The 24091-nt window shown below is 45.8% G+C and carries 22 protein-coding genes and 1 pseudogene; 10 read left to right on the top strand and 13 right to left on the bottom strand.

What is annotated here, in order from left to right:
* Nucleotides 1-123: 123 nt before the first annotated feature.
* Nucleotides 124-2628 carry a glycogen/starch/alpha-glucan phosphorylase gene (locus Q7V32_RS14380; RefSeq protein ID WP_304897675.1) on the top strand — a complete coding sequence of 835 codons (2505 nt, stop codon included), beginning with the start codon at nucleotides 124-126 and terminating at the stop codon, nucleotides 2626-2628.
* A 284-nt stretch (nucleotides 2629-2912) separates the two neighbouring features.
* Nucleotides 2913-3395 (top strand): tRNA (uridine(34)/cytosine(34)/5-carboxymethylaminomethyluridine(34)-2'-O)-methyltransferase TrmL, encoded by a 483-nt coding sequence (gene trmL, locus Q7V32_RS14375; protein ID WP_304897674.1) that lies wholly within the window; start codon nucleotides 2913-2915, stop codon nucleotides 3393-3395.
* Nucleotide 3396: 1 nt separating this feature from the next.
* Here the strand turns inward: trmL and Q7V32_RS14370 are convergent, their stop codons facing one another.
* The 4 genes from Q7V32_RS14370 to Q7V32_RS14355 form a co-directional block, all read right to left on the bottom strand.
* Complete coding sequence (locus Q7V32_RS14370) at nucleotides 3397-4392, bottom strand: NAD(P)H-dependent glycerol-3-phosphate dehydrogenase (protein ID WP_304897673.1); 996 nt, start codon at nucleotides 4390-4392, stop codon at nucleotides 3397-3399.
* A 7-nt stretch (nucleotides 4393-4399) separates the two neighbouring features.
* Entirely contained in the window at nucleotides 4400-4870 is a 471-nt protein-coding gene (secB, locus tag Q7V32_RS14365; RefSeq protein WP_304897672.1) for a protein-export chaperone SecB, read from the bottom strand.
* Nucleotides 4871-4932: 62 nt separating this feature from the next.
* Complete coding sequence (locus Q7V32_RS14360) at nucleotides 4933-5373, bottom strand: rhodanese-like domain-containing protein (RefSeq protein WP_304897671.1); 441 nt, start codon at nucleotides 5371-5373, stop codon at nucleotides 4933-4935.
* Between the two features lie 38 nt (nucleotides 5374-5411).
* Nucleotides 5412-5723, bottom strand: a complete 312-nt coding sequence (locus Q7V32_RS14355) for a helix-turn-helix transcriptional regulator (protein ID WP_159652264.1) — start codon at nucleotides 5721-5723, stop codon at nucleotides 5412-5414.
* A 367-nt stretch (nucleotides 5724-6090) separates the two neighbouring features.
* Between Q7V32_RS14355 and gpmI the strand changes: the two genes are divergently transcribed.
* The 6 genes from gpmI (at nucleotide 6091) to Q7V32_RS14325 (ending at nucleotide 12189) form a co-directional block, all read left to right on the top strand.
* On the top strand, nucleotides 6091-7635 hold the full coding sequence (gene gpmI / locus Q7V32_RS14350; protein WP_304897670.1) for a 2,3-bisphosphoglycerate-independent phosphoglycerate mutase: 1545 nt from the start codon (nucleotides 6091-6093) through the stop codon (nucleotides 7633-7635).
* A 7-nt stretch (nucleotides 7636-7642) separates the two neighbouring features.
* Nucleotides 7643-8806, top strand: a complete 1164-nt coding sequence (locus Q7V32_RS14345; protein ID WP_304897669.1) for a murein hydrolase activator EnvC — start codon at nucleotides 7643-7645, stop codon at nucleotides 8804-8806.
* Nucleotides 8807-8851: 45 nt separating this feature from the next.
* Nucleotides 8852-10174, top strand: a complete 1323-nt coding sequence (locus Q7V32_RS14340) for a S41 family peptidase (protein WP_304897668.1) — start codon at nucleotides 8852-8854, stop codon at nucleotides 10172-10174.
* A 223-nt stretch (nucleotides 10175-10397) separates the two neighbouring features.
* Complete coding sequence (locus Q7V32_RS14335; RefSeq protein ID WP_304897667.1) at nucleotides 10398-11126, top strand: TSUP family transporter; 729 nt, start codon at nucleotides 10398-10400, stop codon at nucleotides 11124-11126.
* A 74-nt stretch (nucleotides 11127-11200) separates the two neighbouring features.
* Nucleotides 11201-11908: a fluoride efflux transporter CrcB gene (crcB, locus tag Q7V32_RS20845; protein ID WP_322273442.1), complete on the top strand. Its 708-nt coding sequence runs from the start codon at nucleotides 11201-11203 to the stop codon at nucleotides 11906-11908.
* Nucleotides 11884-12189, top strand: a complete 306-nt coding sequence (locus Q7V32_RS14325; RefSeq protein WP_304897666.1) for a DUF190 domain-containing protein — start codon at nucleotides 11884-11886, stop codon at nucleotides 12187-12189. The genes crcB and Q7V32_RS14325 overlap by 25 nt, the downstream gene beginning before the upstream one ends.
* Nucleotides 12190-12316: 127 nt before the next feature.
* Here Q7V32_RS14325 and Q7V32_RS14320 read toward each other — a convergent pair whose 3' ends face one another.
* Both Q7V32_RS14320 and Q7V32_RS14315 read right to left on the bottom strand, forming a co-directional pair.
* Complete coding sequence (locus Q7V32_RS14320) at nucleotides 12317-12775, bottom strand: DUF934 domain-containing protein (protein ID WP_304897665.1); 459 nt, start codon at nucleotides 12773-12775, stop codon at nucleotides 12317-12319.
* Nucleotides 12762-14414, bottom strand: coding sequence for a nitrite/sulfite reductase (locus Q7V32_RS14315; protein ID WP_304897664.1), 1653 nt, complete (start codon nucleotides 14412-14414; stop codon nucleotides 12762-12764). Before Q7V32_RS14315 ends, Q7V32_RS14320 begins: the two co-directional genes overlap by 14 nt.
* A 164-nt stretch (nucleotides 14415-14578) precedes the next feature.
* Here Q7V32_RS14315 and nhaD point away from each other — a divergent pair, with 164 nt between their 5' ends.
* Nucleotides 14579-15934, top strand: coding sequence for a sodium:proton antiporter NhaD (gene nhaD, locus Q7V32_RS14310; protein ID WP_370691469.1), 1356 nt, complete (start codon nucleotides 14579-14581; stop codon nucleotides 15932-15934).
* A gap of 47 nt (nucleotides 15935-15981) precedes the next feature.
* A complete protein-coding gene (locus Q7V32_RS14305) occupies nucleotides 15982-17310 on the top strand; it encodes an MFS transporter (protein ID WP_304897662.1) in 1329 nt (442 codons plus the stop codon).
* Between the two features lie 146 nt (nucleotides 17311-17456).
* Here the strand turns inward: Q7V32_RS14305 and Q7V32_RS14300 are convergent, their stop codons facing one another.
* From Q7V32_RS14300 to Q7V32_RS14270, 7 genes and pseudogenes are all read right to left on the bottom strand, one after another.
* Nucleotides 17457-17738, bottom strand: coding sequence for a hypothetical protein (locus tag Q7V32_RS14300; protein ID WP_304897661.1), 282 nt, complete (start codon nucleotides 17736-17738; stop codon nucleotides 17457-17459).
* 164 nt (nucleotides 17739-17902) lie between these two features.
* A complete protein-coding gene (locus tag Q7V32_RS14295; RefSeq protein WP_304897660.1) occupies nucleotides 17903-18811 on the bottom strand; it encodes a hypothetical protein in 909 nt (302 codons plus the stop codon).
* Between the two features lie 265 nt (nucleotides 18812-19076).
* Nucleotides 19077-21482, bottom strand: a complete 2406-nt coding sequence (gene lon / locus Q7V32_RS14290; protein WP_304897659.1) for an endopeptidase La — start codon at nucleotides 21480-21482, stop codon at nucleotides 19077-19079.
* Between the two features lie 9 nt (nucleotides 21483-21491).
* Nucleotides 21492-21893, bottom strand: a complete 402-nt coding sequence (locus tag Q7V32_RS14285; RefSeq protein ID WP_304897658.1) for an Hsp20/alpha crystallin family protein — start codon at nucleotides 21891-21893, stop codon at nucleotides 21492-21494.
* 59 nt (nucleotides 21894-21952) lie between these two features.
* The gene (locus Q7V32_RS14280) at nucleotides 21953-22141 is read right to left on the bottom strand and encodes a hypothetical protein (protein ID WP_304897657.1); all 189 of its coding nucleotides are present in this window, start codon (nucleotides 22139-22141) and stop codon (nucleotides 21953-21955) included.
* Between the two features lie 306 nt (nucleotides 22142-22447).
* A pseudogene (locus tag Q7V32_RS14275) lies at nucleotides 22448-22648 on the bottom strand (chromate transporter); the annotation flags it as partial.
* Between the two features lie 24 nt (nucleotides 22649-22672).
* Nucleotides 22673-23971, bottom strand: a complete 1299-nt coding sequence (locus Q7V32_RS14270; protein WP_304897656.1) for a transposase — start codon at nucleotides 23969-23971, stop codon at nucleotides 22673-22675.
* Nucleotides 23972-24091 lie beyond the last annotated feature (120 nt).

Genomic DNA, 24091 nt, shown 5'->3' with positions numbered 1-24091 from the left:
CTGCAACGAAAAACTGATGGGTGGGAATAAAAATTAACTTCCTAACCGTTGTAGGCAAGCTGTTTTAGGTCATAACGCGTTAATAACCCGTGTAGAATTTTTTTTAAATCAAGTGGTTCAACTATGCATTCCAAAAAATTCACAAGCAGTAAACCGGCCGCCAATATTACCAAGCTTTCGCCTTTAGGATTAGAGAGCAAGCATCTGGTAGCGGATTTCAAGAGGTACTATGGACATCGATTAGGCAGGGACGAAAACTGCAGGTCTCCTTATTATGCTTATGAAGCTTTAGCTCTGGCGATCAGTGATCGTCTCATTGAGCGATGGAAAGCCACTTACAACGCTTATAAAAAGGAAGACTGCAAAAGAGCGTTTTATCTGTCGATGGAATTCTTGATGGGGCGGACTCTGAGTAACGCAATGCTTAATTTGGGCGTCACCGATGTTACAAAAAGTGCGATGTATGAACTTGGCCTCGAAATCGAAGAACTCATTGACAGTGAGCCTGATGCGGGCTTGGGTAATGGTGGTCTCGGCCGATTAGCGGCTTGTTTCATTGATAGCTGCGCGACGCTTCAATTGCCGGTGACAGGTTATGGTTTGCGCTATGAATACGGCATGTTCACCCAGACGCTGGTCAATGGCGAACAAGTGGAAAGACCGGATCATTGGTTGCGAAATGGCAATATTTGGGAGATTGAAAGACCTGAATATGCACATAGAATCAAGTTCGGTGGGCACACCGAGTCTCATATCGACGAGCGTGGAAAAAAGAGGGTCTGCTGGATAGATACGCACGATGTGCTTGCGGTGCCCTTTGATACTCCGATCCCCGGTTACAAAAATGGTACTGTCAATACCTTGCGCTTATGGAAAGCGACGGCGACTGAAGAATTTGATTTGCAGGAGTTTAATGCAGGGGATTATGCCGAATCGGTTGCGGCAAAAAATACAGCAGAAAATATTACCATGGTGCTCTATCCGAACGATGCCAATGAAAACGGCAAGGCTCTTCGTTTGCGCCAGCAATATCTTCTGGCTTCAGCCAGTTTGCAGGATGTTATTGCCAATTGGGTAGGACGGCATGGTAACGATTTTTCTCAATTTGCTGAAAAAAACTGCTTCCAGCTTAACGACACCCACCCCAGTATCGCGGTTGCAGAATTAATGCGCCTGTTGATCGACATCCATGGTCTGGATTGGGATCAAGCCTGGAAAATAACCAGAAATACGATGGCTTATACCAATCATACGCTGCTGCCCGAGGCTCTGGAGCGTTGGTCTGTTAGTTTATTCGAAAGTTTATTGCCTCGTTTGTTGGAAATCATTTACGAAATCAATTCTCATTTTATAGCGGAAGTTTCTGTGCACTGGCCGGGTGATCATGAGCGCATGAGACGGATGTCATTGATCGAGGAAGGCAATGAAAAACAGGTCAGAATGGCCTACCTGGCTATAGTAGGCAGCTATTCTGTTAACGGTGTGGCGGAGCTCCATTCAAAGCTGTTGCAGGAAGGTCTTTTCAAGGATTTCCACGAACTATGGCCTCATAAGTTCAACAATAAAACTAATGGTGTGACGCCAAGGCGTTGGTTGGCAGCTTGTAATCCGGATTTGGCTAAGCTGATTTCAGAAACCATTGGCGATGGCTGGTTGACTGATTTGGCTCAGCTTGAAAAGCTCAAGCCCTATGCGGACGATCCGAAATTCAGAGAAAAATGGTACAAAATCAAGCAAGAATGCAAAAGCAAGCTGGTTGAATACAAAAGAGCCGAGTTGGGCGTTGATTTAAGCACGGATGCCTTATTTGATGTTCAGGTTAAGCGCATTCACGAGTACAAGCGCCAACTGCTTAATGTGTTGCATGTCATCCATCTGTATGACCGCATCAAGCGCGGAGAAACTAAAAACTGGACCAATCGCTGTGTATTGATTGGCGGGAAAGCTGCACCAGGCTATTACATGGCCAAAAAAACCATTAAATTTATCAATAATGTTGCTGATGTCATCAATAATGATCCTGATGTAGGCGATAAATTAAAGCTGGTGTTCTTGCCTAATTACCGTGTTTCAGCGATGGAAAAAATATGCCCCGGTGCGGATTTATCGGAACAGATTTCCACGGCAGGAAAAGAAGCGTCGGGTACCGGCAACATGAAATTCATGATGAATGGAGCGCTGACTATAGGCACCCTGGACGGAGCTAATATAGAAATCAGAGAAGAGGTGGGTGATGATAACTTCTTTTTATTCGGTTTGACCGAAGGTCAAGTGGAAGAACTGCGTTCGCATTATGATCCAGTATCGATAATTGAGCAGGATGAAGATTTGAAAAGAGTCCTCAATCTGATTGAGTGCGGCCATTTTAGTTTGCTTGAGCCAGGCATTTTTGACGATGTGGTTAATTCTATCAGGAGCTCTAACGATCCTTGGATGACCGTTGCCGATTTTCGCAGTTACGTCGATGCCCAAAATCGAGCGGAAGCCGCTTATTTGGATAAAGACAACTGGACTAGAATGAGTATTCTGAATTGTGCGTCCAGCGGAAAGTTCTCGACGGACCGGACAATCAGTGACTATAACCGCGAAATCTGGAAGTTGACTCCCGTTGCGCCACTGATTAGCTGACGGTTTGTCTTTTTGAGGATGTCGGCAGCAGGGATGCTGCTGTCAAGCCCCCAAGGAGGAGTTTACGGCGTTTCTCGAAAGGCTTTTCCCAGTCCAAAGTGACGCTGAAAATATCAAACTGGGAATTACTGGCCTTTAAGAGTCGGGTATTAGCTGATTTTTTAAGTCAGCTAATATCTCAAGTCTGATTTTCGGTGTCGGAGCGCATTTCGTTTTATTTGCCAATGACTTAGTTTTGGCAAGCCCTCAAAATATAATCCCATGACTGTTTCATAGACTTTAATATGTTCGATATCGTGCTCTATGAGCCTGAAATTCCAGCCAATACCGGAAATATCATCCGGCTTTGCGCCAATGCCGGCGCGCATCTTCATTTAATCAAGCCTTTGGGATTTAAACTTGAAGATAAAAAATTAAGACGGGCGGGCTTGGATTATCATGAATGGGTTGACATGAAAGTACATGACTCGTTGGATGCTTATCTAGCCGCTAATAAACCTGACAGGCTTTTTGCGTTGACGACAAAAGGTAAGAAAGTGTTCTCTGATATCGGTTTTGCTGCGGGAGATGCTTTTTTGTTTGGACCCGAGACAAGAGGCCTGCCAAATGCTTTATTAGCAGCGATGCCCGCTGATCACTTGTTGTGTTTGCCGATGAAGCCTGAAAGCCGGAGCATGAACTTGTCAAATACGGTCGCAATAATGCTTTATGAAGCTTGGCGACAGACAGGGTTTGATGGGGCGAGTTTAAAACCAGCCATCGTGTAGGCTAGTTTTCGGGTTTTTGCTCTCTTTCCAGCAGGTTTTGAACGGCTATTAAAGGCGATAAGTCGTTGTACAACACGTTGTAGATTTGTTCGGTAATTGGCATGTCGATGTTGAATTTTTTTGCCAGCAAATACGTTTCTTTGGCGGCTGAAACGCCTTCAATTTCCTGATTGATTTCTCGTCTGGCGGCTTCTCTGTCTCTGTTTTGTCCTATTGCCAGTCCGAATCGCCTGTTTCTGGATTGATTGTCGGTACAGGTTAGAATCAAGTCACCTAAACCAGCCAATCCCATAAACGTTTCCTGACGCCCGCCCATTTTTAAACCCAGGCGGATTATTTCATGGAGGCCTCGGGTAATCAATGCAGCCCGGGTGTTGGCGCCAAAGTTCAAGCCATCTGCGATACCGGCAGCGATCGCAAGCGCATTTTTCACTGCGCCGCCAACTTGAACGCCAATCAAATCCGAACTGGTGTAAATTCTGAATCGGGAGCTGTGCAGCATTGAGGTGAGTTCATCTGCAAAAGCCATTTTATTTGACGCGATGGTTATCGCTGTGGGCAAGTCCGCGGCTACCTCTCGGGCAAAAGTGGGGCCAGAGAGAGCAGCAACAGCGGTATCTTCAGAAAAGATAGTGTGAATCGAATGGTGGAGTAACGATCCATCTTCAGGGTTAAAGCCTTTTGTTGCCCAGGCAATTTGAATATCTGGTGATACTAATGGCGACAGCTTCAGCAGGGTATCCTTAAACACCCTGCTTGGAACTGCAATTAAAAGGGTATCGCAGAATTGCGCCGCCTCTTCAAGATCTGATGTTAATTTCAGAGCAGCCGGCAAAGTCACGCCCGGAAGGTAGCGCTCATTAGTTCGTTGTTCAATGGTTGACGCGATATGAGCGGGGTTATGTCCCCATAGCAATGTCTGGCAACCGTTCCTGGCTGCCTGAATAGCAAGCGCTGTGCCCCAGGAGCCTGCGCCGAGCACGCATATTTTTTTCATACAGCAATCAATTAACTTGATTGGAGCCAGGTACCTGTTGTTTTAATTGTTGGAGATGTTGATGGTAAAGCGCGTCAAAATTAACAGGCGCCAGCAGCAATTGTGGAAATCCACCTTTCGCAACCAGATCGGAAACGGCTTCCCGTGCATAAGGAAACAAGATGTTGGGACAAAAACTACCTACCATAGGCCCCATTTCCTCTTCACTAAAACCGCTCAAGGAGTAAATGCCTGCTTGGCATACTTCAACCAGATAGGCGGTCATTTCGCCGCATTTTACCGTGACAGTAACGGTCAGCGTGACTTCATACATGGAATTTTCTAGGGGTTGAACATTTGTGCCTAAATTGAAATCAACTTTGGGCTCCCATTTTTCGGTAAAGATTTTAGGGGAGTTAGGCGTCTCGAAAGAGATGTCTTTAGTGTAAATTTTTTGAATGGAAAACTGCTTTTCAGGAGTTTGATTAACTTCAGCCATGATCTTATTTGATTAATGTAAGGTTAGATTAAGGGAGACCGTTTTGGGATGCGAGTCCTGGGTTAAGCTTTTTGTTTTTTGCCTGCTTTGATTGGGAGTTTGTTGTCTTCCCAGGATTGCATGCCGCCGGTGATAGTGTAGATATCTGTGAAGCCTGCTTTTGTCAGTGTTCTGCAAGCGGGAACAGAACGTGTTCCGGTTTGGCAAACCACAATGACGGGGGAGGATTTGCTTCCTGAAAGTTGACTGATTTGTTCTTCAATTTTGCCTGCTGGAATATTGATGGCATCTTCTATATGACCTTTTGAAAATTCGGCAGGTTCTCGAACATCCAGGATTGTCGCGCCTTGGCTGTTCATTTTAACGATTGCCAGCATTGGGGATAGCGACTTGAAATTATTGGTAAAGCTTTCAAACAGATCTTGAATCAATAAAAAAGTAACAACCGCCAAAGCGAGGGATAGCAAGTAATGGTTTAGGACAAACTCTATTAAACGTTCCATGGATTTACAAAAAATTAGTTAGAAAAAATGTGAAAAAATCAGTGCGAACAGAAAACATCGCGCATCATTTTAATGAGTTTGAGCATCCGTTCATCATCGATAAAGTAAAAAACCCGGTTAGCTTCTTTTTTTGAGCCAAGAATGTTTTTTTCTCTGAGGATGGCCAGATGTTGCGAAATATTGCTTTGGCTGGTGCCAACCTGCTCAACAATATCTTGGACGCTGATAGCGTTATTGCCTAGAACACACAGTATCTTAAGTCTTAGTGGGTGCGACATGGCTTTTAAGCAGCGGGCCGCCCTGGCGATGTCTGCGTCGTTGTAATCAATGTGTTCGTTGTCTTTGTCCATGTTAACTGATTTGGGTTTGCGAGGGTTGCCAAAAAAGAGGCTCAGAATTTTTTTGCACAGCGGCAAGTTACGTGTATTAATATAATGTCAGCCAGGACGCTTAATTCGCTAGAATCACAAAATATGCTGCGCCCAATACTAAGTACCGATTACAAACTCCCTGCATTCTTACTTATCCTGAATAAATCAGGAATCGAAGAGCCAGAATTTGACGTGCTTTGAGTGCAAATGGTCTGCGAATTTAACAAAACGACTTACTAATTTCAATGCTTTTTAAGCAATACACTTATAATATACGCTTTGGGAAAGGATTTCATAATTCTGTCGCCCCTACTTTTTTTGTTTTATCAATCGGAGATGAAAAAATATGAAAATTCGACCGAAGCCGCTTTTATTATTGATCCTCGATGGATTTGGTTACAGGCAGGAAACAGATAACAATGCGATAGCATTGGCCAATACTCCCTGCTGGGATTCTCTGATCGAGGAATACCCCATGACCTTGATCAATTGTTCCGGTCGTGTCGTAGGATTGCCTGCTGATCAAATGGGTAATTCAGAAGTGGGTCACCTGCATATAGGTAGTGGAAGGTATGTGCCTCAGGATCTTTCCAGAGTCAACGATGCCATAGAGGACGGTAGTTTTTTTGAAAATCCGGCCTTGTGTGGTGCAGTGGATCAGGCGATTGCCAAGAATAAAGCGCTTCATGTGATGGGCTTGTTGTCACCGGGTGGTGTTCACAGTCACGAATTGCAAATTATAGCCATGCTTGAACTTGCCGCAAAACGAGGACTCAGAAACATTTATTTACATGCCATTCTGGATGGCAGGGATGTGCCACCGCAAAGCGCTATGGATTCGCTTAAGCTGATTGAAGAAAAATTCAACGAATTGGGTGTGGGGCGGATTGCTTCCATTGTGGGCCGTTTTTATGCAATGGACAGAGATAAACGTTGGGAGCGGGTCAAAGAAGCCTGTGACTTAATCGTGAATGCCAAAGCGAGTCATCAAGCGGTTACTGCAAAAGAGGCTCTTCAAGCTGCTTATGATCGAGGAGAAACAGACGAATTCGTCCTGCCTACCGTTATTGTGGATCAGCATCAGCAAGGGGTGCCTTTGGATCAGGAGGACTCCATTGTTTTTATGAACTTTCGTGCGGATAGAGCGCGCGAAATTTCACAGGCGATTACCGATGAAGACTTCAATGGTTTTGAACGGGATTTCCTGCCGCATAAAGGCTCTTATGTCACATTAACCGAGTACCATGAAAAATTTAATTATCCCGTTGCCTATCCTTCGCTTGAAGTAAAAAACGGTCTGGGTGAAACGCTTTCAAAGTCAGGGTTGACTCAATTACGCTTGGCCGAAACTGAAAAATATGCGCATGTCACCTTTTTTCTTAATGGCGGCACCGATGAACCGTTTCCTGGCGAAGACAGAATATTAGTGCCTTCCCCGAAAGTCAGGACTTATGATCTTCAACCTGAAATGAGCGCGGAAGAAGTGACCGATCAATTGGTGGAAGCCATACTGGGGCAAAAATATGATGTGATCATTTGCAATTACGCAAATTGCGATATGGTAGGTCATACTGGCATACTTGATGCGGCAATTATTGCAGTGGAAACTATCGATAAATCTCTGCAGAGAATTGTTGAGGCACTGAAATCGGCGGGTGGCCAGATGCTGGTGACGGCAGATCATGGCAATATCGAGCAAATGAGTGATGAACAATCCGGACAACCTCATACAGCGCATACAACCAATTTGGTGCCTCTGGTTTATGTTTTAGGCGATAAACCTCTTGTTGAAGGCGGCGGCTTATCAGATTTAGCACCAACCATGCTGGAAATATTGGGTGTGCCTCAACCGCTTGAAATGACTGGGCGTTCTTTGCTGGGAGCAAAATAGGCAGCAGATGGGGCGTAATTTACTCTCAGGGATTCTTTATCTGCTCTGCATGGCATTAGTTCAGGCAGGGACGGATAAAACCGCCGACGAATTAATCCGTATTCAAAGCGAGATCAGTCAGGCTAATAAAACCCTCACGGACAATCAGGAACAGCAGACCGCGTTAATGTCTGAACTGGCCGAGATTGAAAAGCAATATGGGATAACGGTTGTCTCTCTTAAGGCGATGGAGAAACAAATTGCTGAAAAGCAGCAAAAATTGCGTAAAGTCAAAGACGAAACTTCTACGCTGAGTGCGGACATCAGCGAGCAAAAAAAGGCTCTGGAAGTTCAGATAAAAGCGGCTTATGCGATGGGGAAAAAAGATAAGCTCAAGCTCATGCTTAATCAGCAGGACCCTGCTCTATCCAGCCGTATTCTTGTTTACTATGATTACCTGAACAAAGATAGGCTGGCAAAGCTTGATTACATTTTAGAAGCACAGTCCCGATTAACCGCTCTAGAGCTCGAACAGGTCAAGGACACTGAGATTTTGGAGCAAAATCTTAAGGTTAACGAAGCTCAACAAAAATTGCTGGTTGACACTCAGGCCAAAAGAAAAGAGTTATTGGCTTTATTGGAAAAAGATTATTCTTCAACACAAGCCAAATTAAGTCAGTTGCAGGAAGGGGAGCAACGGTTACAGAAAGTGGTTGCCGGACTTCAGCGATTCAATTTCAAGGAAGTGATAAAAAGTGTTTTTGACCTGTCTTCGGATCAGCCTTTCGAGAAACTAAAAGGTAATCTGCCTTGGCCGGTAGAAGGCCAGATCGTTCAAAAATTCGGAAGCCAGCGGATGGATAGCCGATGGGACGGGGTATTGATTGAAGCTAGTGAAGGAACCGAGTTGAAAGCGGTTTCCAATGGGCGCGTGGTTTTTGCGGATTGGCTCAGGGGGTATGGATTACTCATTATTATAGACCACAACGATGGCTATATGACGCTCTATGCTTTTAACCAAAGTTTGTATAAATCGGTAGGCGACCAGGTTAAGGCGGGCGAAGTGATCGCCGCAGTAGGCAAAAGCGGTGGAAGAGATCAGCCCGGACTCTATTTTGGCGTTCGAGAGCAAGGTAAACCGGTTGATCCGTTATTGTGGTGCAAGCAGCCGGAACCCGGCGAAGTGGGCTAAATTATTAATTTTTTGGAAAATCAGGTGGTTGGAGTTTTAATGTCCATGCTTAAGAAAAATAGTGTATTGGTATTGTTTTTGGGATTTATTCTGGGCTTATTTGTCAGTGTGGGCGGTAACGTACTTGCTGAGCGCGAGAGCGTTGAAAATGGGGCTGAGGATACGAGTGTTTTGCCTTTCGAGGATTTACGCACTTTTACGGAAATTTTTGGGAGGATCAAACGGGATTATGTAGAGACTGTTTCTGATAAGCAATTATTAGAGCATGCCATACGAGGCATGTTAAGTGGGCTGGATCCTCATTCTGATTATTTGACAGTTGATCAATATAAGGAACTGCAGGAAGGAACGACCGGCCAATTTGGCGGATTGGGAATTGAAGTCACGATGGAGAATGGCTTTGTTAAAGTCGTATCCCCTATTGACGATACGCCTGCTCAAAGAGCCGGAGTTAAAGCCGGAGACTTAATTGTCAGATTGGATGAACAGCCTGTTAAGGGCATGGCATTAGGTGATGCCGTTAAGTTAATGCGGGGAGAGCCCGGCAGCAGTATTTTGCTGACCATAGTCAGAGAGGGCGAAGAAGCGCCGTTGAAGATTAGCATCATGCGGGATATCATCAAAGTTAAAAGTGTAAAAAACCGCTTGCTTGAAAAGAATTATGGCTACGTAAGAATCAGTAGCTTTCAGTCGGGAACAGGAGAGGGATTAAGAAAAGCTTTGGAAGAGCTAAGCAAGGAAAATAACGGTAAACTCAGAGGCCTTGTCCTGGATTTAAGAAATAATCCGGGTGGTGTTCTGAACGCGGCTGTTGAAGTCAGCGATATTTTCCTGGAGAAAGGTTTGATTGTCTACACCGAAGGCCGCATTGAAAATTCAGAAATGCGTTTCAATGCTGCTCCTGACGATTTACTTGAAGGTGCTCCAATGGTGGTATTAATCAATTCCGGTTCCGCTTCGGCTTCAGAAATTGTGGCCGGTGCACTTCAAGACCATAAGCGTGCAGTCATCATGGGTGATAAATCGTTTGGAAAAGGTTCCGTTCAAACCATTCTGCCTACCAGTAATGGTGGTGCCGTCAAGTTGACCACAGCGCGTTACTATACGCCATCCGGACGTTCCATTCAGGCAGAAGGCATTGAGCCGGACATTCAATTGGATCGTATAAAGCTGGAAACCGTAGAAGCGCCTGACTTTAAGCCTGTTAAAGAAGCTGATTTATCTCGGCATTTAAAAAATGGCGGCAAAAACAAGGGGGAACTGTCAATAACTCAGGAAAATGCAGAGAAAAAAGATCTTGCGATAACCGATTATCCATTGCATGAAGCATTGATGTTGTTGAAAGGTATTTCTATCTTGAAGAAATAAATAAAGTTTAAAAGCCTACGAAAAGCCCGGTCTGCCTTATGGTGGCCGGGTTTTTTTTTCATCATTTTTTACCGCACTCAACTCCAGTTCAAGTTACTTGTGCCTTTAGCTAAGGTTGATATAAAAGACTGTCTCGTTATAATGCAGGAAAGTTATTTGTATTGATAATGCTCTGAGAGTGTTGTCAATATATTCTATTCATCAAAATTATAGGGAGAACTTCATGCCTGTTGAAGTCATGCTCACGGTAGTGGCAACGTCCATTATCCAGTCCGTGTTTGGCGCAGGTGTTTTGCTGTTTGGAACGCCGTTATTACTTCTCTTTGGGTATGAATTCGTTGATGTATTAACTATTTTGCTCCCAATTTCAATCGCGATTAACCTGCTGCAAATCCTCAAAGATCGTACTCAGATTGATTTTGCGTTTTACCGGAATATAGCAATATTGACTTTGCCGTTTATCGCCGTGTTTTTATTTTTGGTGACCCATGCTCGCATCAATATCAGTTTGTTGATGGGGGTTTTTTTGCTAGTCATTGCTTTTAAGGAATTTTTACCTTCTGTCGCCAGTTTCATTGATAGCATGATGAAGTATGAAAAGGCTTATTTTATGGTCATGGGTATTGTTCACGGCGTCAGTAATTTGGGTGGTTCATTATTGACTGCAATGGTCCATCATAAGAACTATCAGAAAGATGTCGCGCGCGTGACGGTAGCCGCGTCTTATTGTACCTTTGCCTTGATTCAGTTATTGACACTGGCTCTGTTTAGCAATCAGCAGGCTGATTTGTCGATTAATCAAAGCGGAATTTATGCTATTGTCGGTGTGCTGGTGTTTATGTTTAGTGACGAGGTGCTTTATGCTCAGATTGATCGGGAAAAGTATCGACGCATCTTTGCCGGCTTCCTGGCGATATCAGGGGCTGTGTTGATGGTGAGGTCTGTGGTCTGATGAACCGGTTTGGCTAGGGACTGATGAGACAACCCTACATTTCAGATTTTGCTTAACATACTGAGTGGACACTCATGAATCAATTAATAGCAATTGCTTTGGGCGGTTCCGTCGGTGCAGTAATGCGCTTTCTGGTCGCTAATGGGATTTATGCCTGGTTGGGTCGGGGTTTTCCTCACGGAACTTTGTTTGTTAATGTAACCGGCTCGTTTCTGATGGGTTTTTTGTCGGTGCTTATGCTTCAGCGCTTTTCCATTGCGTTGGAATACCGTGCGGCCATTCTAGTGGGTTTTCTGGGGGCTTATACGACGTTTTCAACATTTGCGCTGGAAACCATCAATTTGTTTGAAGCCGGCAGTTTGCTTAAGGCCGGCTTGAATGTGTTTCTTAGCACCTTGTTATGTCTGGTCGCAGTCTGGTACGGAATGATATTGGGTCGGCAGATGTTTACGACGGCCCTTTATCCGTGGGTGGGTCAGGGCTTGCCTTATGTTGATCTGGGGTTAGCATTGATTGCCGCTTTTTTAATTTCCAGCTTGGCAGAATGGCTGCATCACCGCCTTGATTGGACGCTGGAAGTCCGGGCGGTCATTTTGATTCTTACATTAGGTGTGGTGACTATTTCATCGACCCTGTTGTTGGTTTTTAAGTTATCCGAACCTCGCTTAGAATTTCACGGCTTATTGAGTTTGTTCGTTATCAATGCGTTATTCGGCGTGGCGGCGGTGTGGTTGGGTATTTTAATGGGAAATTGGTTATGGCAACTCAAACTATCACAGTAGTGCGAATCTATTTACGCGAGGGCGAGCATCTTCTGGACAAAATTTTGAAAATGCTTCAAGAAAATAGCAAGGCGAAAGGAGCGACCGTTTTTCAGGGCATAGCCGGATTTGGTGAGGATGGTGTTTTGCGTACAGCCTCATTGGTCACTCTGGCGATGGATTTGCCGTTGGTTGTGGAGTTTTACGGCGAGCCGGTCCACATGGATGAGTTGATAGCCGAATTAACCATGCAAGTTACTCTGCCCCATATTGTCAGCTGGTCGGCTGTCAGTCATGTTTGATGTTGATTAGATGGTAATGTTTTAGTGACTAAAGCGACACAAGCGGTTGCTTGCGATAACTCTGCAGTAACAGCCTGTTACGTGCAGAGTTAAAAAAGGATTATTTAACAGTCAATCCGGCAAAATATTAAAACTGATTGGCCGGTTTTTGGTAGCTCACTGAAAAATCGTTCAACATCGAAAGCGCCAGAGTCAGGTTCTGGTTGCCTTCAAAATTAAAGGCGTTGAACCCGGAACGGCTAAGGTAGAAAATCTGGTCGGCCAAAAAATTTCCCACCGCACGAATTTCTCCAGTGAATTGATATCGATTCTTGAGTAGCCAGGCTTTGCTGAATGCGCGGCCGTCCGAAAATATGACGAAATTGACTTCGACTAATGGAATCAATGCCAAGTCGCCGGATAAGATTTCCAGATTATCGGTCGATTCGATTCGAACGCCGACCTTTCCATCATGACGCAGCAGCTGTTCTTTTTCTTTTAGCCAGCGCTCCAGTGTAACTGTGCAATCTCCAGGCAATAAGGGGTGCTCGTCTGCGATAAATTGCCAGCTGTCTTCAATAATATTTCTATCTTTAATGATTTGCATAAACTTGTTTTTTAAATGGAGTTAACCCTGCTCTTTTTACCATGTCTAAAAAAGACTCGTCTTCGATACGGTTTTTGACGTAGACGTCCAAAATGGCGGCAACAGCTTGTGCAATTTGATCCTTCGGCACAGATGGCCCAAGTCTATCGCCAATGGCCGCCTCGTTTTCAGACGAGCCGCCCAGTGTAATCTGATACCACTCTTCACCTTTTTTATCGACACCGAGTATGCCGATATGTCCCACGCTCTGATGAGCGCAGCCGTTCATGCAGCCGGAAATATTGATTTTGATGTCGCCCAGGTCGTGCAGATAATCAAGGTTATCAAGGGTTTCATTGATTTCACGGGTAATGCCGATTGAGCCTGCGTTCGCCAAAGAACAAAAGTCCAGACCCGGGCAGCAAATGATATCAGTCGCTGTTCCTATGTTCGGCGTCGCCATTTTGGTTTTGTTCAATTGTTGCCATAAGTCGAACAAGTCAGCCTGTTTCACATCGGCAAACACCAGGTTTTGCCGATGGGTGCTGCGAACTTCTCCAAAGCTGAAGCGATCGGCAAGATCGGCAACCACTTCCAGTTGGCTGTCGGTAATGTCTCCCGGCGGTTCATCAGGCGCTTTTAACGAGACAAAAGCAGCCCTGTAGCCGGGGACTTTATGTTCAACAGTATTGTGTTTAACCCACGTTGCAAAAGCATTATCCGATTCCAGGTGGTTGGGAAAAGTAGAGTCGATAGATGCACTGTTGTCATAGTGAGGGAGTACAAAATGAGCTTGCATCTCGTGGATACGCTCATCGCTCAATTCCATTCCGTCCTTGATGTGATGCCATTCTTCATCAACCAGTGACTTAAATTTTTCCAATCCTTCTTCTTTGACCAGAATCTTGATACGCGCTTTGTATTTGTTATCGCGTCTGCCAAACAAATTATAAATACGAAGAATCGCTTCCAGATAGGATAAAAGATGTCTTTTTTCCAAATAAGGCCTTATCACTTGGCCGATGACCGGAGTCCGGCCCAAACCACCGCCGACGAAAACCTTAAAGCCGGTTTCACCTTGTTCATTTTTAACCAGATGCAAGCCGATATCGTGAAACTGAGTGGCCGCCCGGTCATGTAAGGCCCCGCTGACCGCAATTTTAAATTTGCGGGGAAGGTAGGCAAACTCGGGGTGCAACGTTGTCCATTGGCGGATAATTTCGCAATAGGGCCGGGGGTCCTCGATTTCATCCTTGCAAATGCCTGCCAAGTGGTCAGACGTAGTGTTTCTCATGCAGTTGCCGCTGGTTTGAATGGCATGCATCTGAACTTCGGCGAGTTCTGCCAAAATATCCGGCACTTCTTCAAGTTTTGGCCAGTTGTATTGCACGTTTTGTCGTGTTGTAAAATGACAATAGCCTTTATCGTATTTTCGGGCAATATGGGCTAGTTTGCGCAATTGTGTAGAGGACAGTAATCCATAAGGAATAGCGACACGCAGCATGGGGGCGTGAATCTGGATGTACAAACCGTTCATGAGTCTTAAAGCTCGAAACTGGTCTGCGTCGAGTTCGCCCTTTAAAAAACGTTCGGTTTGACTTCTAAATTGAGCTACGCGCTCATTGATGAGAGTTTGATCGTCTTGATTGTACTGATACATAAGGAGGTTAAGCTAATAAGCCTATTTGGCAAAGGTGAGGTCAATTGAAAATAATATACTGCGAGTCTTAAAATGACAAAGTTTATTATATGGTTATAATATTCCGACTTAAATAAAAGAATCGTTTTGCGTAAATTAATTAAAAAAATTAGGGGGTTATTTTGGTGCGTTTTTTATTGGTGTTATTGATTCTGGTCTTGCCGGAGTTGGCACTTGCTTCAGGTTTTGAGAGTTTGAAATTAACAGGGACTGAGCGGGGTATTTATACAGTCATCATATTTGTCATTGCATATGGTTTTGTGATGGCTGAAGAGTTTACCGGCATGAAAAAATCAAAGCCGGTTATTCTTGCAGCGGGTATTATCTGGGCTCACGCAGCGGTTTTAGCCACTTCAGCAGGTGTTTCCACTGAAGCGTTGCATGAGGCTTTTGAGTACAACTTGAAAGAATATGCAGAGTTGATGCTGTTTCTTTTGGTTGCAATGACCTATATCAATGCCATGGCCGAAAGGAACGTCTTTGAAGCGCTTCGCTCCTGGATGGTTCGCAAACAATTCGGTTATCGCAAGTTGTTCTGGATCACCGGCATCATTACGTTCTTTCTCTCCTCGGTAGCCGACAATCTGACCTCCGCGCTTCTCGTTGGCGCTGTAGTATTGGCTGTAGGTGCTAACAATGCTAAATTCGTCAGCATAGGTTTTGTCAATTTGGTTGTTGCAGCTAATGCTGGTGGGGCATTTTGTCCTTTTGGCGATATAACAACGTTGATGGTTTGGCAAGCCGGATATGCTGAGTTCTTTGATTTTTTCAAATTGTTCATTCCGTCAGTGGTTAATTATGTAGTACCTGCAGCATTTATGTATTTTGCTGTTCCGGATGAGCAACCAGATGCTTCTGATGAAGCTGCTGTTGTATTAAAACCAGGCGCAATACAAGTTTGTGTGTTGTTTTTTCTGACGATTGCGTCAGCAGTAAGTTTCAAGCAATTCCTGCATTTGCCTCCTTTCATGGGCATGATGGTGGGTATGTCCGTGTTGATGCTTTATGGTTTCCGTATAACAACACTTTACAGAGCTGATGAAAACAACCAGTTCGATATATTTAACCAAGTGCGTGATGCGGAGTGGGATACTTTATTGTTCTTCTTTGGTGTTGTTTTTGCGGTTGGCGGATTAGGCTATATAGGCTATCTGGAACTGCTGTCAGCAGCCATGTATGACGGACTGGGCTTTACTACAGCTAACATTCTGGTCGGTATCATTTCAGCTATCGTCGATAATATTCCTGTTATGTTTGCTGTCTTGAACATGAGTCTGGATATGGATCTTTATCAATGGCTGTTAGTCACCTTGACGGCAGGTGTGGGCGGTTCAATGTTATCGATTGGTTCTGCTGCAGGTGTTGCTTTAATGGGGCAGTCGCAACATAAGTACACGTTCTTCAGTCACTTGAAGTGGACTCCGGTTATTGCGGCAGGGTATGCAGCAAGTATTTTTACTCATTATCTGGTTAATGGATGATTGCTTGTTTGAATAACGCCCGTAGTTGTTTTAGCCGCGGTCGATAGATGACGGCGGCTAAAACCTGGCGTGATGCTTTCCTCATTTATGTCCAGCCGCAAGTGCTGGGCATGATTTTTCTCGGCTTTTCTGCCGGTCTTCCCTTTCTTTTGGTGTTTTCAACGCTGTCTGCCTGGTTAAGGGATGAGGGCGTTGAGCTCTCTGTGATTGGTTTTTTTAGCTGGATAGGGGTGACCTATTCCATAAAAGTCTTTTGGGCTCCGGTTGTCGATAGGCTGGCGCTTCCTTTGTTATCTCGATGGCTTGGCAAAAGACGCTCATGGATGCTGCTTGCACAGTTGGGCATTGCTTTAGGTTTATTTGTCATGGGCGGTCTTGATGTCAAGACTCAATTGGAATTGATAGCTTTGCTTGCCGTATGGGTGGCTTTTTGCTCAGCAACACAAGATATCGTGATCGATGCTTATCGGATTGAAGCGGCTGTTGCTGAGTATCAGGGCGCAATGGCGGCCACTTATGTATTGGGTTACCGGATTGCTTTGCTGGTTGCGGGTGCAGGTGCTTTTTACCTGGCCAACTATTTCAATTGGAGCATCGCTTATGATGTCATGGCCGGCACCATGTTGGTTGGTGTCATTGCCACGCTGTCAATCAACGAGCCTGATCACATCTTGATCGAGCGCCATTTGTCTTTAGGCTTGCTTGGACAAGATAACGCTCAGGAAAAAGGGCTGTCGCTTTTTTTGCGTTGGCTCAAGGATATCGTGCTAAGTCCATTCGTTGAGTTTTTTGTTAGGAATGGAAAACGCTCTATTTTTATTCTGATGCTCATCGCGCTGTATAAAATGAGCGATATTACGATGGGTGTGATGGCGAATCCTTTTTATCTGGATTTGGGCTTTACCAAAAAAGAGATTGCTGATGTCAGCAAGATTTTTGGCTTTTTCATGACGATTGCCGGCGCCTCTCTGGGGGGGGTGCTGGTGGTCAAATTGGGTATCATGCGCGCATTATTGTTAGGTGCGGTTATGGTGGCAATGACTAATTTGTTATTTGCTGTTCTTGCGGCGACAGAACCGAGTCTGGTGTTGCTCGCCAGCGTAGTAAGTGCCGATAATTTAAGCGGCGGCATGGCGACTTCTATTTTTATTGCTTATCTTTCAGGCTTGACCAGCAAGCTTTATACCGCGACACAGTACGCTTTATTCAGCTCATTAATGACGCTGCCGGCTCAATTATTAGGCGGTTTTTCCGGGATAGTCGTTGAACGGTACGGTTATTTTGTGTTTTTTGGCTATGCAGCGGCGGTTGGTGTGCCCGCTATAGTATTGTCGCTTGTCTTGATGAGGATGCGTCCTGCTGGTGATCAATGCTAATGTTATAGTCCATGGTGAGTGGTGCATGGTCAGAAAATTTTTCTTCCTTATAAATCGAAGTGCTTATCTCCTTATCCGCTAAATTGCCACTGATTATTTGATAGTCAATTCTCCAGTCCACATTTTTGGCCCATGCCTTCACTTTGTTAGGCCACTATGTGTATTCTAGCGTTTTTGGCAAGTTTGCCCAGATTCACGTCCACAATGAAGGGGGGATTAGCCGAAGTCTTTTCTCGCAATTTAAGCAAGGGGCTGATGTCCAGGTTTTTGAAAGCCGGATAAACAGCAACGCGGTCGTTTGCTCGCAGTTGATAATCGAATCCTACCGCCTCGTCATCGACAATAATAAGGTCGACTTCAGTGTGAGGCACGCCGAAAATTTCTATCGGATCTTTAATCCCGGGACGACCGCTAAAACGATATGGCACCTTCTGCTTACGCCGTCCCTACGGAAAAAATCATTGAACGTTCCGTAGAAACGAAATTCGGCCATTTCATGACAGCTACCTATGAATTCAGATGATGGCTGTGCTTTATTGCCGTGATACAAATAATATCCTTTACTGAGGAAACAGGATATCCAATACTTGGTTTAAAGCGTATAAGCAATTTGAAGTACAACGTTTCGCGTGTTGTTGCTCCAGGTCAGTTCATAGACGTCAAACTCATTGGCGCATTGACTATCATCGCCGGCTATTTTGATGCCCAGTTTATTGAGCTTGTAATGGGTTTTTTCGATCCGTAGCAGGTTGACAGGGTTTTCCAGAAGTTCCAGTAGAGTCATCAAATAGACATCCGGATTGGCAAGGCTCTTAACCCGCGACTCGAAAGAATTATCGCCAGGATTGAGGGCTTGAGCGGCAATCCGTAATGACATCTCTTGCTTGATAAGAGCGACTAAGTGATCAAATAAATACTTCTTTAATGCCGAGTTCAATTCTTCCCCGTCGGCGCAAGGCGTAAGCAGTTTATGTGAAGAAAAATTAACTGCCTGCTGTGATATGTCGCGAACCAGCATATCGCCTACCATGCCTGAGCCCAGCATCGATTTTTCACTTTTGCAAGCCGTTAACAAGGCATAAACGACCGGAACCTGCTGCTGTGAATTGACGCGTAAATAGGTGCTTATTTCGGGACTGGTTTCAAACAGTCTTTTGATATCATCGATGTTAACGAATAACGAGTTAATGAGCGGGTCAGTTCGAAACGAATCCTGATTTATGTCAATCGTAGATGGAATCTCTGCTGCAACCTGGAGAATGTGTTGGTAAATGCCGCAAACAGAGTGTTCTAATTTTTCAGAGTAGCCCTGCACCGCCCGCATCTTGCCGTTTACAGTATCAACGAAATTTTCAATGATCTGTTTGTCGTCATCGCTTTTTAGTCGCCCGTTCTGAAGACGGCTGCTCAAGTTGCCAACGAGCCCTTGCAGATGCAGGATTTTATCGTCGAAAAACGATCTAGGCTTAGGCGCTTCGTTTGTTCCTCTTGCGTCGTTCATAACCGCCTCATTCGAAGTGCTTGAAATGTGAAGAGTTCATGCCGGATAGACAGGATAAATGATACTACCCGAAGACCCGGTTGAACAGTGTCAAATCCAGTATTAATGCCTACTCAGCAGAAACTAGAAGGAATCACCTTATCGCCAATAGACACCGCATTCATGAAGACTAAAGCGTAATTGGCTTTGCAGTTACGGTAATGCGTTAGTCGGTTGGACTGGGTGCTAAATTTAAGCCGAAATCAGCCAAGGGTTATAAAGCAGGTTAACTTTCGATGCTTTTCAAGGCGTCATCGACTTTTTCCAGCCAGACAAAATTCAGCTGATTTCTGACCGCTTCAGGTATTTCTTCGAAATCGCGTTGGTTACGTGCGGGAAGCATGACGGTTTTGATACCGGCTCTGGCTGCTGCAATGACTTTTTCTTTGATGCCGCCGACAGGAAGCACCAGACCGCGCAGACTGATTTCTCCGGTCATGGCTATATCACTTTGAACAATGCGATCGGAAAGTGCAGAGTAAAGTGCGGTAAACATGGCAACTCCGGCGCTGGGGCCGTCTTTGGGAATGGCGCCGGCCGGCACGTGGACATGAATGTCGTTTTTTTCGAAAATGTCCGGATTTAAATTCAGCGTGGTTGCGTGCGCTTTGACCAGACTTAACGCGGCTTGGGCGCTTTCTTTCATGACGTCGCCGAGCTGGCCGGTGAGAATGAGTTTGCCGCTGCCGGGCACTTTTGTGGCTTCAATAAACAGGATGTCACCTCCCACGGGTGTCCAGGCCAGACCCGTTGCAACGCCAGGAACACTGGTGCGCATCGCAACTTCGCTGTCATATTTTTTGGGTCCTAGTATTGCTGAAATATGTTCAGTTTCAATACTTTCAGTAAGCACAAGCCCTTCGGCGATACGCATCGCCACCCGACGAAATATGGTGCCGATCTCGCGTTCCAGGTTTCTGCAGCCGGCTTCACGGGTGTAGTCCTGGATGATGGTTTCTATCGCAGCATCGCTGATGCTGCATTGCTTGGCTGTCAGACCGTTCGTTTCCAGTTGTCTACCCACCAGGTAACGCCGCGCTATTTGGGCCTTTTCGTCCAGGGTATAACCGGTTAATTCGATCACTTCCATGCGATCGCGTAACGGGATAGGGATGTTATCCAGAACGTTGGCGGTGCCGATAAACATGACATGGCTCAGGTCAAACACAACACCCAGATAATTATCGCGGAACGTTGAGTTTTGTTCGGGATCAAGGACTTCCAGTAAAGCCGAAGACGGATCCCCCTGAATACCTGAGCCGAGTTTATCCATTTCATCCAGCATAAATACCGGATTATTGGTACCCGCTTTGCGAATGGATTGAATGATAGTACCCGGTAATGCGCCGATATAGGTACGGCGGTGGCCTCTTATTTCGGCTTCATCATGGACGCCGCCGAGACTGGTCCGGACAAATTCGCGGCCACTCGCCCTGGCGATACTGCGGCCCAATGATGTTTTACCCACGCCGGGAGGTCCTGTAAAACAGAGAATCGGACTTTTGCCGTTGGGGTTTAACTTGCGAACCGCCAGGAACTCCAGGATGCGTTGTTTGATTTTATCCAAGCCATAATGATCGGCATTAAGAATATCTCTTGCTTTGGCAATATCAATGACGCCCGGACTGGCTTTTGACCAGGGCAATTCGGTTAGCCAGTCAAGATAAGTGCGCACCATTGAATATTCGCCGCTGGCATCTGACATATGCTGCAAACGGCTCAGTTCCTTACGCGCTTGTTTCTCAGCTTCTTCAGGCATGTTGGCGGCAGTGATGGCCTTACTGATTTCTTCAATTTCGGCGGTATTTTCCTCGCCTTCGCCCAATTCTTTCTGGATGGCCCTCATTTGTTCGCGCAACATAAACTCGCGTTGCTTTTGGCCCATGCTTTCCTGGGTTTGCTCATTGATCTGATTCGAGAGTTTTAATACCTCAATACGGTAATTTAGTAATTCCAGAATTTTGTCGAAGCGTTGCTGAATATCAAACAATGCCAGGATTTCCTGCTTTTCTTCGGCTTTTTCAATCAGATAACTGGCAATTAAATCGGCCAAGAGGGACGGGTTGGCCATTGACTGAATGGCATTGACCACTTCAATAGCCGATTGCCGTGTCAGATTGAGCACTTCTATGGCCTTTTCTTTGACCGTAATGACGCGTGCGTCAATATCCCGCGAACTGACTTCAGGTTCTTCATAGAGTTCAACGTGAGCGGCCAGAAAAGGATAATCCGGTATGAATGCCTTGACGCGAAAGCGCTGAGTACCTTGGCATGCAACGTGATGCGTGCCGTCAGGAATAGCGATGTAGCGTAATATTTCCGCCACAGTCCCGGTTGGATAAAGATCATCCGGTTTTGGGTCTATGTCATTGTTATCGCGCTGCATCAATAAACCGATCGGCTTTTCCAGACGGATTGCCTGCTGCAAGGCTTCTATGGAGAGTTTACGGCCAATCACCAGAGGCATAACCACTTGAGGAAAAAGAACCGTGGCGCGGACCGGCACAATGATGAGTGCATCGTCAGGAAGTTGGGGCACCTGCGGGGAATCTTCAGGCGATGTTTTCGATAGGGCATTTTCTGATGCCGATTTCGTACCCGGCAACAGTTTTTTAAGGTCCTGGATGGTCATAGGATTCCTTTATATTTTTCGTAGTGATATCAATAGACAACCGTTTAAAAAATCGCGGTTTCCGATTTCAAAATGTCCGGCAGGCAGGTCAATAATGCGTTCAAATCGGCCGTAAGGGATTTCCAGTCTTCGTATGTCAGTCTCAGCACTGACCGGCAAATGGCGTTTGCCACTCACTACTAGGTGGTCTTTTTCTAGCACGACTTTTACCAGTTCCGGATTAACGCCGGGGAGGGCGATCATGATCTTGAATTCATACTGCGTTTCATAAATGTCGACCGGTGGTTCCCACGAAGGCGGTCTGGACTTCATAGTGCTGGGCCTAAAGAACTGGCGGTGCAAGCGGTCTGCCCTATCTATCATTGCACAGGCTTCCGCCCACATCCAGGATTCAAGATCACGTGTTGGCATAAGATCGTTCCAGATTTTCGGGTTAAAGTTAACGAGGTCTGTCGAACAGATTAGATTTGTTACTTTAAATCTTTAAAGTCGTTCCGGATAGTCTGAATTTTAGCTCGATAAGTTTCGGCATCGCCATAATCAATAAATTTTTGATAGCGGCTGTGCAAGTTTTTGATGCGCGCGGCATGTTTAATAGAGCACCAGAATTGTTCTGTGCGAGCGGCAATTTCAGCTCCATAGATGATCAGTCCGTTCACATAGCTGCGGTATGCGTTTTGTAAATAAAGTGAATTAATTCGGCTCGGTTTCGAATTTGATTAGCGCTTTATCTAGGGTCGTAACTTGCAGTCACAGGCATTAGTCTTTCGCTGGTGTTTGGCCAAAAAAAAGACTCTTGCCTATTGGGGGAGTCTTTTTTAGCACTAAATCGCTCGTTTTTTTACAGCGGAATAGCCATTTTAGGCAAGCGCCTTGCGGCACAATCGTCCGCCAACCAATAATCCTAAACTGCTCAATATCATGATGGGTTAGGAGGTTAGCTCAAATTTTTCCTGCATGTGACTTGGACCAAATAGCCCTTTAGACCATCGCGCTACAAATTCGACAATGGCGACTACCATGATCAGTGGCCCCTGCGTGGTTTCGCCCAAAGCCAGTCCGTCTATCATTTGCTGAGGAACCCGCCAATGAAAATGCTCGCCAGATCCCTGATATACATAAGGCAAAATGGCATAAGCACCGCCCCAGGTAACAATGGCGCCTTGTGCAGCAATTCTCATTTTAAAACCCTACCCGGAGTCAGGAATTGTGCCGTTGAGTCCTTTCAGCATAAACCGCATCAAATGATCCCAGTCATCGAATGGAAGATACTGCATTAAAGCGCGAAGATGTTCAAAAAAAGTCCGCCGTGAGGGTAGCAAGCCGCGCACGGCACGGTAATAAGCATCGACCCAATCCAGCGTGGTATGAAGCAAATAGGCGAGTAGCACCAGGGTGGCCATCAAATTCGCTAAATGGTGTTGGCCGTGACCGAAGTTATGGTCGAAATGATAGCCGTGGTTTTTGAGCACGTTATTGTTTTCGTTTTCAATTTTCCAACGGCACCGGCCTGAGGCGGCGATGTCGATGACCGTCTCATCGTCGATGTCATGGGTCGTCACCCAGGCATTGCGGTAGAGCTGTTTGCCGTTTTCGTCGGTTTCCGTCAATTCGCACCAATTGAGCATTAAGGTGTCGTCGCTGTTACGTAGCGGCAAGTGAGGCATGTAACGATAATGCTCGGTGATGTGCCGTTTACCGTTCCAGCGCTTGCGTTCCACGACCCGCACCTGGCCGGTACGTTCAAAATCGGCGAGCCAATCGTATAACGCGGAATGGGAATCCGGTTTGCAGACCAGCAGGAGATGAAAGCCCTGCTCGATGGCCCTTTGGCAAAAGTCGTGATGACAATACAGGTCGTCGCCGAGCAAGGTGGCACCCCACGGGGCATACCGCGCGCCCCAAGCATCCAGCCAACGCTTGGCCGCTGCCAGTTCGCAGTCTTGCTTCTCCTGGCCGTCTTGCGGGTGCACAAACTCAGGCGGCAAGGGCACGACCTGCGTTTGCCCCGGCGCCACGATGACCGGCGTCACGGCGGTATGCCGATGCAGGATTTTGCCGTTCTTCATCGTTTGCCGCGTGCACTGTGGGCAGGCGATTTTCTCCGAGGAAAAAAAGTCAGTGCCATCCAATGCGATGAGCAGGGTGTTGCCGGTGCGGCGGAAAGGATCTAAATAACCGTTTTGATGGAGCCCCTCGCTAATGTCCGCGAACACCGGATAGACCAGCTGCGGTGGAATCGGGTCGAGAATGTTCCGGGCTTGATTCATACTGGGAATTGAGTGCACACCAAACAGCGATTGCGCATTATTTTTCCCATAGGTTTTTTGCATGCGCACCTGGTAATCTAAAAACGAGGGACTTTGAGTAAAAAATACGGAAAATGCGCTTAACGCGGCATCTTCAACGGCATATTTCAGGTTGTTGCTGGTGGCGGTTTTTCGGCTGTCCGGCAGGCTGCTAAATGCGGCGCGGGTTTTGTCAATCAATGAGCGCGCTGTAAAGGGTGCCGGTTTCGTTGAGGGATGAAAGGGACTGGCCATAAGCTTCCGTGCAGGTTGCAAAAATTAAACATTATACAAGCTATGGTTTTAAATTGAGAATTGCTG

This window comes from Methylicorpusculum sp., assembly GCF_030651835.1.
Lineage (GTDB): Bacteria > Pseudomonadota > Gammaproteobacteria > Methylococcales > Methylomonadaceae > Methylicorpusculum.
Note: the sequence above shows the minus strand (reverse complement) of the source record. Positions and strands in the feature narration are given on the sequence as shown.